The organism is Paenibacillus sp. J31R120 (assembly GCF_056269225.1).
The window spans coordinates 1,419,379-1,432,022 of sequence record NZ_JBWDNN010000001.1; the positions used below are offsets into that span (position 1 = coordinate 1,419,379).

Genomic DNA, 12,644 nt, shown 5'->3' on the forward strand with positions numbered 1-12,644 from the left:
TGAAAAATTGTGAGAAATATCGATGAAAAGTCCATGGTCATGCAATTTATTTCGCTTAATAAAGATAGCATATATCGGCTGGCTTACAGCTATGTAAGAAATAAAGACGACGCTTTGGATGTCGTTCAAGATGCCATCTATAAAGCGATGAAAACCAAGGCATCTCTGAAGGATCCAAGTGCTGTTAAGAGTTGGTTTTACCGTATTGTCGTTCATACTTCTTTGGACTTTTTGAGAAAACGCAAGAAGGTTCAACCGATGGAGGATGAGAAGCTTCAGACGTTTATGAACGGAGCGGAAGATGTGTACTCGGACATGGATATCGAAAAAACGCTTGAGGAACTGCCCGAGAAATATAGAAGTGTAATTGTACTCCGGTTTTTCGAGGACTTAAAGATCGAAGAAGTGGCAGACGTGTTAAACGAGAACGTGAATACGATCAAGACCAGATTGTATCAGGCGCTGCATGTATTAAAAGGTGAGATGAAAGACTACATGTCCAAGGAGGAGCGATAAGAATGGATGATCAACTGGAGAAGTTAAAGCAACAATATAAGCAAATTCCAATTCCAGATGAATTAGATATCATCGTTAATCAAGCTTTAAAGAAAAGCTATAGGAGAAAAACGCATTCTAGGTGGATATCCGCCGCGGTTGCAGCGGTCCTGCTTTTTTTAATTGGAATCAACGTCAGTACGTCCGTAGCCAATGCCTTTTCCGCAATTCCTGGAGTAGGGCCATTAATAAAGGTACTCACCATTAGGGAGTATATCGTGAATGAAGACAGTCACAACGCCAATATAAAAGTTCCAGGTATCACGAATCTCGAGGATAAAGCGTTAGAGCTTGGCTTGAATGAGAAATATTTGGAGGAGGCCAAAGCGCTATACGTTCAATTCCAGGAAGAGTCAAGCAAAGCTGCTCTAGGAGTGGATGCGGGTTATACCGTATTGACCGATACAGACGATATATTCGCCATTGCCCGATACGTCGTCGAGACAACCGGTTCATCCTCCGAGAATATGAAGTATGATACAATCGATAAGAAGAATCAAATCTTATTGACTCTTCCTTTACTATTTAAGGATGATCAGTACATTGAAGTGATTAGCAAAAACATTAAGGAACAAATGAAAGAGCGTGTGAAAGCCGACCCTGATAAGACTTACTGGATAGAGAACGAAGAGGGTGACTCTTCAATAGAAATGTTCCAGAGTGTTCGCGCCGATCAAAGTTTTTACATTAACTCCGATAACCATCTTGTCATTTCATTTGATAAATATGAAGTAGCACCCGGATATATGGGAGTTCAAGAGTTCGTCATTCCGACCAAAGTCCTTTCTGACATTCTAATCAGCCACAATTATGTAAAATAAGCTTTTTTGTTTTATGGGAACAAATTCTTGTCAATTACCTATTGCTATTCAAACGTTGATTCAACGTATTTATACCGAAAGGCTCCATGGTACTGGTAATGTAGAGAAGCCCCTTGATCGTCCGATTGAACTGTGATCCACAAGAGAGCACCATTCATCAGCCGATTCGAGGGGCTTCTGCTACTAATTGAATATCGTCACCTTCGATTAGGTATTAATAGAACGCAATCGTAGTGAAATCAGCACCTGCATTAGGACCGACAAAATAAGTAATCTTATAAGTGCCTTGTGGTAGGTTGTAAAACGTGAAAGTAAATTCGTTCTGCACGTACATTTGTCCCCCTTGAGCAGCACTTCCTACAAGTGTCTCTACACCGTTAACGACACTATAAACATCGATCCATAATGATGGGGTTCCAGCACCGCCAAAAGTACCAGAAACAACAAGATTTCCTTGTCCTTGAATCGTTCCTGCGTCACTAGCACTTGCGCTTAACGGTAATGCGAGCAACATTACAACAACAACAAATAACATCACTAATTTACGAGCCTTCATTAAACATCATCTCCTCTAATTTGAGATAGAATATCCAATCGGAGATCATTTCTGTCAGCGACTTGTTGTATTTTCCTTACTTTGCAACTAATGCTGTTCTAAATGATCGATTTCACATTTTTGTTTTACGCTTAGAAGCATCACCCCTTTTAGGCATAACCTCATTAAAGCAGACACGTATAATTAAACTACTTGCGCGAATCTAACTATAGTTTATATTTTTGCCAATATCAGTAAAGGTGTATATTTTGATTATTAATGCAAAAAGCATTAATGGAAAAATGCCCCTCAATCCAGCTAATGCAATTATGACTCTTTCTTAATCGTAGTGCATGGTACTTACCATAATGGCTCGATAAAGTGCTTCCTAATGTAGATATTGAAGTTTATATCCGAAGGAACGTTTCAGTAAAATCTAGATTTAACATGAGGTGTGTAACAACACAGTAATAAAAAACAACAGTCCATTTTCGAAGACTGTTGTTTTTTATTATTGAAAGATTAATTCAAAATGTTACAACTTAAAAGAGAGCAGCTCATAAATTATCTATAGAAAAAAAATACTTTCTAAGAACCATTAATTGTAGGATGTCAAGAATAGGGGCCGATTAAATACCACGTAAATCGCGGTTTTATTGTTTTATAGGAACAAATTCTTGTCAATTGCAAATGTCAAGAATATGTACCTATTGCCGCATGGGGCCAAGAATATGGGCCGATTGAATAGACGTTGGACGTCTATGAGATCGAGCCCTGGGAGGGTCAGCGTGACGTAGCTGTATTTTTGGGGGAGCAATTATCGGAAAGCGAAATTGAAGCGGTTTCTGGAGTCGTATACGAAAAATGTGCTAAATGCATTGACAATTTTAATAGTAACTATTACGATTAATAATCGAAATGATTTCGATTTGTATGAGATCATGCGATGTCGAATATCATTTTTAATTGAACACAAAGGGGTTAACTTTCATGCGACAAAAGAAAGCAGCGATACACTTGGCACTTATTCTTATGATGATTATGCTGGCGGCATGCGGAAGCAACGCGGGCAACGCCATTAACACTGCGGAAGAGTCTTCCCCGGCAGAGTCGTCGTCTCCGTCGCTAAAGTCGGACGAGGTGGCAAGCTTCCAGTCTGTGACGGCAACCGACGTGTCGGGCGCAACGATAACGGTCGACAAACCTGTCGAGAAGGTGGCGTGCGTCGTATCCCTATGCGTAGACGTGTTGGCTGAGCTTGGCATGAAGCCGACCGCAATTGCAGAGAGCGGCGTTCGCACCATCGCCAGCGCGCCAGAATTTTATGGAAGCGAAGGAGAGTTGTTCCCTTCGATCGGCGGCAGCTTCTTCGAGCCGAGTCTGGAGGATCTCGTGACCGCGGCGCCGGATCTCGTCATCGGCCTTTCGGGCGTGCACGACTCGCTCCGCGAAGGCTTGAACGGAGTTGCGCCACTCTTCCTGGGCAATCCGAAGAGCTATGAGGAGTCGATTGCGTTCCTCGAGACGATCGGCGAATTGACGGGTAGAACGGAGGAGGCGGCAGTGACCAAGCAGCGATTCCTCGACAAGCTGGAAGCGGCTCGCGAGCAGGCACCGAAGGACAAGAAGGCGTTGATTATTTATGGCTCCGACGTCAACTTCTCGATCATTACAGACAGTGGACTCGGCGGTACAGTGATGAAGGAAATTTCCAACTACCCTTGGAAGGTCGAGAAAGCGGAGGACGATACATATGGAGAGGGCAGCGTTCCTTATTCCCTGGAGAAGCTGCTGGTCGAGAATCCCGACATAATCTTTGTCGAGAGCTATTCTTACAGTCCGGGGACGAAGCCTGTATCGGAGCAGCTGGCCGAATCGCCATTGTGGAGCAAGCTGAAGGCGGTAGAGAACGGTCAAGTGCACGAGGTACGCTCGCCGATCTGGGGAGATGGCCGGGGAACGCGCTCGTTATCGATTATGTTGGACGAGGCACTGGCTTTCCTGTACCCAGACCAGTACTAGGAGGCTGACCAGACATATGCCGAATCGGACTCCAATCATGAAGGCCGGAAGAACCCTTATTCTTACGGTCTTTGCTTTAGCGCTCATCCTTGCGGCGTCCTTTGCGGCAGGAATGAAATACGGCACTCCCGTACTCGACTGGGATGTCGTGTGGTCTGCCCTGTTCGCCCCGGGAGGGGATGAGCTGGAGCAAATTATCGCAGGCGAAATTCGGCTGCCGCGCTACATCCTCGGACTGATGGTCGGTGCTCTTTTGGGCGCCTCCGGTACGCTGATGCAGGGTACGCTAAACAATCGGCTGGCAGGGCCCGAGCTGCTCGGCATATCCGCAGGCGCCTCACTGGTCATAGCTGCTTTGACGGTACTGCGGCTGCCGGTGCCATTCCAGCTACAGCCCCTGCTGGCGCTTGTCGGGGGACTGGCAGGCGGAGCGATCGTTGTCCTTGCGGCAAGGGGAAGCCGGGGAGCCGCTGGCATGCTGCTTGTCGGCATGTCCGTCTCTGCCATGCTGAACGGCCTTCTGGTCGTGCTTATCGCGCTTGGGACCAGCAACGATGTCAATCTGCTCTATACCTATTTGTTAGGCTCGCTGGCCAACCGCAGCTGGGAGCATGTCGATCGCCTCATCCCCTGGTTCGTGATTATACTCCCTATCGCGATGCTGTTGGCGCGTTCCGTTAATCTTCTGCAGCTTGGCGACGATGTCGCCTCCGGGCTCGGTATGAAGGTCGAGCGTACTCGGATGCTGCTCCTTGTGACCTGCGCCTTGCTGGTCGCGGTAACCGTGGCGCAATGCGGCCCGATTGGCTATATCTCGCTGCTGGCGCCGCATTTGACCCGGGCTATGCTTCGCACGACGGATGCCAGGCTTGTCCTGCCCGTCTCTGCGATTTGCGGGGCGGCGCTTCTGTCGGCTGCAGACGGATTTGCAAGGCTGCTGTTCGCTCCAATGGAAATTCCGGTCGGCGTATGGACGACGCTGCTCGGCGGAAGCGTCTTCCTGCTGTACGTCCTGATTCGGAGAGGGGGCGGACCCGTTGGCTAATCGAATGATAGGCAGAGAACGCGATTCGCTCCGCGTATCCTATATCATCATTCTGGCTGTGCTAACCGTGCTGCTTGCGGCGATGCTCGTGCTCCATATTGCATTTGGGCGCACCTCCTTCTCCATAGCGGAGGTAGTGAAGGCGCTTCTAAATGTCTCGGAAGATGCCGGTACACGGCATATCGTATGGAATTTACGGCTTCCCCGCGTTCTGGTGGCGATGGCTGCAGGCGCGATGCTGGGCTTGGCCGGAGCGATTCTCCAGGTCGTGATGCGCAATCCGCTGTTGGAGCCCGGGCTGATCGGCGTATCATCAGGCGCCGTACTGTCCGTTGTGCTTGCTATGCAATGGTGGCCGGGCGCAGGGCTGGCGAACGGCGGGCTCTCGTGGGCAGCGATGGCAGGCGGCATGGCTGCTGTCGTCATCATTTATTTACTGAACGGCAGAAAGGGCAACAACGGCGCTAGGCTAGCCTTGACGGGGATCGTAGCTACCTCGATCATCCAGTCGGCTACATCGCTTCTGCTGCTCCGCAATCAAGATGGGCTGTCCTCTATTCTGCTGTGGAATTTCGGTTCATTGAACGGCAGAGTGTGGACGCATTGGAGTCATATATGGCCGTGGGGGCTGGCGCTATTCGGCCTCGCTATGCTGCTCGCGCGGCATGCATCGCTCCTGCGGCTGGGCGACGAGACAGCCGCGGGGCTCGGTCTTGCCGTGAACCGGATGAAGCTGCGGCTGATGCTGATTGCGGCCGCCTTGACGGCTGCGGCGGTTTCCGCGGTAGGAGCGATCGGCTTTATAGGTCTGATCGGGCCTCATATCGCCCGCCGGCTCGTTGGCTCTCAACCGCTCCGGCTGTTCCCTGCGAGCGCGCTGCTATCCGCCGTACTGCTGACGGCAGCCGACTGGGCGGGGCAGAGCATCACGCTTACGTTCGTCCTGCCGGGTATGGAGCATCATTTGTCCAGTCTGCCGGTTGGAGCGGTAACGACGCTGCTCGGGGCGCCCTTCTTCCTCTACCTGCTGCGTAGACCGGGGGTGAGGAAGTGAGCCGGCTTACGGAATCAGCTGCAAGCAAAGCTTCCTTGTGGACATGCAAGGGCTTCGCTCGTTATTACGCCTTCAATCTGCTCAGCTACTTCGGCTCGGGAATATCGGTTGTGGCGCTGCCGTTCTATATTTACGAGCAGACCTCGTCGCCGATCTTCACGTCTTTGGTCGCTGCCAGCGGAAGTCTGCCGTATTTGCTGTTCGGTCTGCTTGCGGGAGCGTTTGCCGATCGCAGAAACCGCAAGCGGATTATGATCGGTTGCGACTTGTTCAGCGCGGCCGCTCTCGCTTCTGTGCCTGCCACTGCTTTGCTGGTCGGTCACGCTTCTCCCTGGCACATGATTGCGGTGTCGTTCCTGGCAGCCGTTGCCTTTGTTGGCTTCGACTCCGCTAGTCACGGCGCGCTGCTGCAGCTTGTGGGACGGCGCAATCTGGTGGCTGCGAACAGTTTGCTTATCGCATCGGATACTGTCATTCGCATTGCGGCTCCGCTCCTTGCCGGAGTGATCATCGCGGCGTGGGGCGCGGAATGGGCCGTTGCCGTAACGGCGGTCTGCTATTTCGTGTCCTCATTCATGATCGTTTCGATTCGTCAGTCGTTCCAGTCAGAACGCCCTCGCTCGGAGACAATTCCCGAGGGACGGTTGCGAAAGCTCGGGACGGATATACGCGAGGGTCTGCGATTTATATGGGCGGAGCCGCTCATCCGCAGTCTGACAATGCTAGGTTTCGGCAACAGCTTCGTCGGCGGAGCTGCGGCCGGCCTGCTTGTCGTGTTCGCCGCAAGCGAGCTGGGCATTGCGGACGAAGCGCCGCAGTTCGGCCTGCTGCTGACAGCCGGCTCGCTCGGCGCCCTGCTGACAAGCCTGAGTCTGCCCCGTCTCCGAGCCAGGCTTCGGCCGGGGCGAATTACGATCGCAGGCTTGGCCGGAAGCGGCGCCTCGTTATTCGGTTTCGCTATGAGCGGCACTCTTCCTTCAGCGGCGGCATTCTATCTGCTCTGGAGCGGCGCGAGTACGCTAATTATAATGAACGGAATCACCTTGCGCCAGCAGCTGACGCCGGATCATCTGCAAGGCAGAGTGCATGCCGGCGGCCGGATGATCGCTTATGGCGGGTCGCCATTCGGCGCGCTGCTCGGCGGATTGTCCGCCGCGAGCATCGGCGCTCAGCCGACCTTTGCGCTCCTCTCGGCGCTGATGCTCCTCTTGTTCGCTATTGCGCTGCGTACGCCGCTGCGCAGCGATGCAACTTATGACGATAACGATTGAAGGAGAGATCGATATGACCGAAACGTCCGTTTAAAAACATCGCAAGGAAAGTCCCGCATCAGTCTGCTGCATAATTATTATCGTGTCGGATACGAGAACGCAGCAGTTGGACAAGAGCGGAATGCTGATGCACGAACTGCTGGGAGACAGCGGGATACGTTGTAAGCGCGTACCGGATCGTTCAAGACGATTATGCGGCGGCTAGCGCATGAATCCGTCGAGACGATTCTGTTGAACGGAGGAACGGGAATCGCCATGCTGGACCCACCTATGAAGCAGTGAGGGATTTGCTGGATAGGAGATGCACGGCTTTGGTGAATTGTTCCGCTGCTTGAGCTACGCGGAGGAAATCGGGAAGGCCGTATTCTCCATGCCGGGCTCCTCCCGAGCGGTTCGCTTGGCGGTCAGCCGAATTATCGTGCCGGAGCTGAGGCATGTCATGAGGGAAATTAATTAGGATTTTAAGTAACAAAATGAATTCGCTGCGTCGTAGGGGTTGCAATTTGAAGATGGTCGATTATAATTAATCGTAATTATTACAAATAAAAGAGGAGATCGATATGGCCAAAAAATCGAGGGTTGTCAAAGAAATGAAAAGACGCGCTATTGTAGCCCGATATGCGGAAATTCGAAAACAGCTGAAGGAAAACAAGGATTACGAAGGTCTAAGCAAGCTGCCGAGGGATGCGTCGCCGACTCGCCTGCACAACCGCTGCGAAGTGACCGGCAGGCCGCATGGCTACCTGAGCAAGTTCAAAGTATCGCGCATCGTGTTCAGGGAGCTGGCGTACAAAGGCCAAATTCCGGGCATCAAGAAGTCCAGCTGGTAATAGCGCAGGTCAGATTGGTTTATGAGTGGAACGGCAACATCTTGACCTTGTGCGAGAGAAGGCCGTCCTATCCGGAGCGGGAGTGGAGCCGCGTCGTCATCGCGCAATTCCGGTTGGACGCGGGGAGCTGGCGCGTGTATGCAAGGCGGGAGGACGGGGCCTTCGTCCCCGTCCTCCCGCCATACAGCCGGATCCCGACTTCGAGCGTCAGCTCGAGCAGGTGGAGATGGATCTGGAAGGCTTGTTCTGGATATCGTGAGCGACGAGGGTGGCATGACCCGCCTGCGAGCGGCGCAATTATCATCAAGGGAGAATGCTAGATGGGCAAAACGGCATCGAATGCGCGGCTACCGCGAGCCAAAGGAATCGACATGGCCGCTTATTACGCGGCAAAAGAATGTACAAGGAAAGTGAAGCGGATCGTCTTGCCTTCCCAGAACCGGCAGATCGTTGAGGAATTCATTACGATCTTGGGGATGAAGGAGAGGTTCGAGCAACATGAGGTGCCTATTCCGAATAAGGTCGTCATGTTCGGTCCTCCCGGCACAGGCAAGACGCTGACCGCCTTCTATATGGCGTCCCGGCTGGAGCTGCCCCTCATTCTGGTGAACCTGGATGCAATTATTCACAGCCATTTGGGGGAGACGGCGAGCAACGTGCGCAAAATATTCGAATATGCGAAGGCAACGCCCTGCGTGCTGTTCCTGGACGAATTCGACGCTATTGCAAGAACGCGGGAAAACAACGATGAAGTAAAAGAAATGGCCAGGGTCGTCAATACGCTGCTTCAATGTCTGGACGAATTCGAGGGCGACAGTATCTTTATGGCCGCAACGAATTTGGAGACGGAGCTCGACAACGCGATCTGGCGCCGCTTCGACACGAAGATGGCGTACAGCTTGCCGGATGAAGCGGGTAGAGAGCAATATATTTCGCTCCTGATTGGCGAATTCGGGCATGAGGAAGGCGTTCAGGCCATCGCCTCGGAGCGGCTGATTGGCTGCAGCTATGCAGATATGGATCAAATTGTGCTTAAGGCCAAGAGGAAGGCGATTATTGAGGATCGTCGCCTCCGAACGGCTCATATTGACGAGGCTTTGGCCGAATACCAGCCCAAGACGTGTTGAAATGTTGCGTTCAGCACGTTTTAAAGGAAAGGAGGATAAGCGATGCGAGTTATTATTACGTTGGCCTGCACGGAAAGCGGAGACCGCAACTATACGACGACCAAAAACAAACGCAGAACGCCCGAGCGGTTGGAGATAAAGAAGTATTCGCCGCGGCTAAAAAAATATACGATTCATAGGGAAACTCGCTAATACGGGACAGTATAACCACGAGAAGATAGCGGCTCAGTTGGTTAGGGTGGAGTTATGGAAAGTCGATAGAAAAGAAAGTTGTAGACTGAAAAAATAAAGTTCGAGACAAATGTTATTAAGAACTAAACTTACGCAAATCATATAAAATAAGGGGTTCTACATATTTATGCATGACTATTATGTAGAACCCTTTTAAGGTAATGTTTGTGTCACAAATCTACAGACGAGTAATGAGTTATAAGTTTGATTGATGAAGCTATGCTAGACCTGTATTCTCATATAATGTGTCACATGATATTGGCGCGTCCCTTTTTGTTATCGGGAGTGGCCTTTTTTTATTGCCTTTGAACGGTTAGTTAAGGGGGAAATATGAGGAGCTATTTTCATCAATATTGTCCAGAGGGGACAGTTAGTAAGTACAGACTCATCGTATTTGATGATGAGAAGAAACCATTTATACGTTAAGGAAGACCGAGATATAGAACGCGTTAGAAGGCGGTATATGAAGCTTTCAAAGTCAGAGCTTGTGGAGTTGTTAATCCAATCAGAGCAATACATCGCACAGAATAATAAGCTCTGGTTGAAAGAAGAATTTGAAAAGCACCAGTAAACATTAGTTACGCCGTACGTATCTGGTGAAAATAAAGTTCTATACTGGTGCGGCGGCGTTCAGCTAACAGGCAGGATAATTCAATCGTTTCTCGAATATTTTCTGAGATGGATAGTTTTATAAACTTTGTGAATATAACGTATCTGAAAAATATGCAAAGATTATTTTTTGAAGGGATGATTAAATTGAAGCAAGGGATATTAGTTTATCTAAATGGAACTTCAAGTTCTGGAAAGTCCTCCATATCGACTGAACTGATAAATCAGAAGGAGATTCCTTTTTATCATTTATCAATTGATGATTTTTTTAAAAATTACAATGATTTTATTAATAATAAATTTCCAGATGAACCTCCAAGAGAAATAGATCATCAAGTTGTCTCGCAAATAATTGATAATTCAGTATTCTCAGTGTACCATTCGACAATTAAATTGTTATCAGAACTAGGTTTTAATGTAATAGTAGATACCGTAATCGACAATGACAAGAGGTTTAATGAGTTTCTTGTTCAATTTTTGGATCAGCCTACGTTATTTATAGGTGTAATATGCTCGAAAGAAGAACTCATAAGAAGAGAGCAAACAAGAGGAGATAGACGGATTGGACTAGTAGCCTCACAGTTTAGCAAAGTATATTGCTTTGATGAATATGACCTCGAAGTAAATACGGAAGAGATGAATCCAACAGAATGTGCGGAAAAGATATTAAGTTTTATTAAGTCCAATAAGGAATACTCGGTATTTAAAAAATTACGTAAAAGAAATGCGACCACTCCAGGATGAAGTTGAAAGGCACGAATCCCGAGACACAAAACCAAGCTGCGAGGATAAACTACATAAGAAAAACAACTTAGTATTTCAAACGAGGAGAACAACTCATAAACAAACCTATATAATGTGGCACATCATATAAGAAGTCTTGATGCAAAAGGCTTTGAGTATTCTTACAGACATATGTACAAAATACGAGTTTTGTGAACAAGTATGAAGTGAAACCTCGTAACAAAGCTGGTTCATTCGATATCCATGTTTTTATGAATTGTGTCACAATCCCGTGTTTTGTTTTTGCATTTTATTTTTTTACTGACACTTTTCTCTTTTTTCTTTTCTCTCTTTAGAAAAATGATAAACTATCCCAGTTGACCTTACTAGCCTACGTTGCAATTTTAGATTCTATCTAAATGTATACAGGACTTTCATCAATTAGCCATGTTTCTTTAACGAGGATTCTTAACTAGTTGGTTTCTTCTAAACCCATTTTAAAGTATCGCTTCTGCTTGCGTGACATCCCAAAATTGGACACTAGAAAATTTAGGTTTACTACTCGATATGCCAATTCATTTTGGTGTATCATCATATGTTTCGTTGTCGTATTGAACAGCATTCGGATCTGCAGTCACAGTTGTCTTAGCTACATATGTACAGTCGATCTCAGGATTTCGTATTTGAACCAATTTCTGTAATATCAAAATCCTTGGATGAATACACTCGAAGTGTAATTACCACAAGTAGAAGGAGGATTATTTATGGCAGATAGATCTATAGGAATCATTGTATCGGATCCAAAGCCTCTACCAGGCCAAGGCAGCCGTTCCAGCGGCAACTTCTCGACTGTTTGGTTTGGAGGTGCTCATCAAATGCTCGTGGAAGTTACAGTTGACGGTAAGATTGATGATACGATCGTCTTTAAAATCGCGGAAGATAAGAGCGGCAGCGACCCTGTAAGAGCTGATAATGTACGCAACAACACACAATTATCGTATATCGAGAGCAATTCACTTTATATTATAGTAAAACAATGTCCACCAAACAAAAATTTTAAGGTTACAATTAATCCTTATGTGGCTAATTAGAAATAAAGCTATTCCATGAATGAAGGACGATTTTCTATTAAAGATTGATTTTGTATAGGAGGAACGAGAATGAGCAGACCTATTGCAATCGTAGTTTCTAGTTTTACAAAATTAACAGATCAAAGGAGCCGAACAAGCGGAAATTTTTCAACGAAATGGTTCAGCTCCTGCTCATCCATGGACATTGAAGTGACGGTTGACGGCGTAATAAACAATGATCTTACGTTCAGCTTAGCAATCGACAAAGGTGGAAATGATGAATTGAAATTTTCTGAGGTTAGAAATGGCTCTAGGTTAGCCTATGTTGACTCTAATACTTTTTATATTTGTGAGGTGAAATCCCCCTTAACTCAAAAGAAAAATTTTACGGTTACAATCAAACCTATTTAATATGATGTAACGTTAAAAAAAAATTAGAAATTACATCTACACGATAAAAAACCACCTAATGGTGGTTTTTTAAATGGATTTTGCACCCTGAAAACTGGATACGAAAGTAACTATTCAATCATCCTTAGCAGTAGGATAAGCCCTCGACCGATTAGTATTCGTCAGCTCCACACATTGCTGTGCTTCCACCCCGAACCTATCAACCTCGTCGTCTTCAAGGGGTCTTACGAATTGGGAAATCTCATCTTGAAGGGGGCTTCACGCTTAGATGCTTTCAGCGCTTATCCCGTCCGTACTTGGCTACCCAGCGGTGCTCCTGGCGGAACAACTGGTACACCAG

The 12,644-nt window shown here is 47.8% G+C and carries 14 protein-coding genes, 1 rRNA gene and 1 pseudogene; 14 read left to right on the plus strand and 2 right to left on the minus strand.

Annotated elements, in window-relative coordinates:
- The first annotated feature begins 9 nt into the window (after positions 1 to 9).
- The gene (locus AC0YNW_RS06495) at positions 10 to 516 is read left to right on the plus strand and encodes an RNA polymerase sigma factor (RefSeq protein WP_475831229.1); all 507 of its coding nucleotides are present in this window, start codon (positions 10 to 12) and stop codon (positions 514 to 516) included.
- A 2-nt stretch (positions 517 to 518) separates the two neighbouring features.
- A complete protein-coding gene (gene rsiV, locus AC0YNW_RS06500) occupies positions 519 to 1,376 on the plus strand; it encodes an anti-sigma-V factor RsiV (protein ID WP_475831230.1) in 858 nt (285 codons plus the stop codon).
- Positions 1,377 to 1,590: 214 nt separating this feature from the next.
- On the opposite strand, the gene AC0YNW_RS06505 is transcribed toward rsiV, so the two are convergent.
- On the minus strand, positions 1,591 to 1,932 hold the full coding sequence (locus AC0YNW_RS06505; RefSeq protein WP_475831231.1) for a hypothetical protein: 342 nt from the start codon (positions 1,930 to 1,932) through the stop codon (positions 1,591 to 1,593).
- A 969-nt stretch (positions 1,933 to 2,901) separates the two neighbouring features.
- Here AC0YNW_RS06505 and AC0YNW_RS06510 point away from each other — a divergent pair.
- From AC0YNW_RS06510 to AC0YNW_RS06565, 12 genes and pseudogenes are all read left to right on the plus strand, one after another.
- The gene (locus AC0YNW_RS06510; protein WP_475831232.1) at positions 2,902 to 3,933 is read left to right on the plus strand and encodes an ABC transporter substrate-binding protein; all 1,032 of its coding nucleotides are present in this window, start codon (positions 2,902 to 2,904) and stop codon (positions 3,931 to 3,933) included.
- A 16-nt stretch (positions 3,934 to 3,949) separates the two neighbouring features.
- On the plus strand, positions 3,950 to 4,978 hold the full coding sequence (locus AC0YNW_RS06515; protein WP_475831233.1) for a FecCD family ABC transporter permease: 1,029 nt from the start codon (positions 3,950 to 3,952) through the stop codon (positions 4,976 to 4,978).
- Complete coding sequence (locus AC0YNW_RS06520; protein WP_475831234.1) at positions 4,971 to 6,032, plus strand: FecCD family ABC transporter permease; 1,062 nt, start codon at positions 4,971 to 4,973, stop codon at positions 6,030 to 6,032. Before AC0YNW_RS06515 ends, AC0YNW_RS06520 begins: the two co-directional genes overlap by 8 nt.
- Positions 6,029 to 7,303 (plus strand): MFS transporter, encoded by a 1,275-nt coding sequence (locus AC0YNW_RS06525; protein WP_475831235.1) that lies wholly within the window; start codon positions 6,029 to 6,031, stop codon positions 7,301 to 7,303. Before AC0YNW_RS06520 ends, AC0YNW_RS06525 begins: the two co-directional genes overlap by 4 nt.
- A gap of 70 nt (positions 7,304 to 7,373) precedes the next feature.
- Positions 7,374 to 7,760, plus strand: a pseudogene (locus AC0YNW_RS06530) (MogA/MoaB family molybdenum cofactor biosynthesis protein).
- A 103-nt stretch (positions 7,761 to 7,863) separates the two neighbouring features.
- Entirely contained in the window at positions 7,864 to 8,133 is a 270-nt protein-coding gene (rpsN, locus tag AC0YNW_RS06535) for a 30S ribosomal protein S14 (RefSeq protein WP_475831236.1), read from the plus strand.
- Positions 8,134 to 8,180: 47 nt separating this feature from the next.
- The gene (locus AC0YNW_RS06540; RefSeq protein WP_475831279.1) at positions 8,181 to 8,453 is read left to right on the plus strand and encodes a DUF3024 domain-containing protein; all 273 of its coding nucleotides are present in this window, start codon (positions 8,181 to 8,183) and stop codon (positions 8,451 to 8,453) included.
- Positions 8,454 to 9,260: an AAA family ATPase gene (locus tag AC0YNW_RS06545; RefSeq protein ID WP_475831237.1), complete on the plus strand. Its 807-nt coding sequence runs from the start codon at positions 8,454 to 8,456 to the stop codon at positions 9,258 to 9,260.
- Positions 9,261 to 9,302: 42 nt separating this feature from the next.
- Positions 9,303 to 9,452, plus strand: a complete 150-nt coding sequence (gene rpmG / locus AC0YNW_RS06550) for a 50S ribosomal protein L33 (protein ID WP_475831238.1) — start codon at positions 9,303 to 9,305, stop codon at positions 9,450 to 9,452.
- Positions 9,453 to 10,247: 795 nt separating this feature from the next.
- The gene (locus AC0YNW_RS06555) at positions 10,248 to 10,844 is read left to right on the plus strand and encodes a chloramphenicol phosphotransferase CPT family protein (protein WP_475831239.1); all 597 of its coding nucleotides are present in this window, start codon (positions 10,248 to 10,250) and stop codon (positions 10,842 to 10,844) included.
- A 743-nt stretch (positions 10,845 to 11,587) separates the two neighbouring features.
- Positions 11,588 to 11,914 (plus strand): hypothetical protein, encoded by a 327-nt coding sequence (locus tag AC0YNW_RS06560; protein WP_475831240.1) that lies wholly within the window; start codon positions 11,588 to 11,590, stop codon positions 11,912 to 11,914.
- A gap of 69 nt (positions 11,915 to 11,983) precedes the next feature.
- Positions 11,984 to 12,304 carry a hypothetical protein gene (locus AC0YNW_RS06565; RefSeq protein WP_387478927.1) on the plus strand — a complete coding sequence of 107 codons (321 nt, stop codon included), beginning with the start codon at positions 11,984 to 11,986 and terminating at the stop codon, positions 12,302 to 12,304.
- A 131-nt stretch (positions 12,305 to 12,435) separates the two neighbouring features.
- Here AC0YNW_RS06565 and AC0YNW_RS06570 read toward each other — a convergent pair.
- Positions 12,436 to 12,644: ribosomal RNA gene (locus AC0YNW_RS06570) — 23S ribosomal RNA — on the minus strand; the annotation flags it as partial.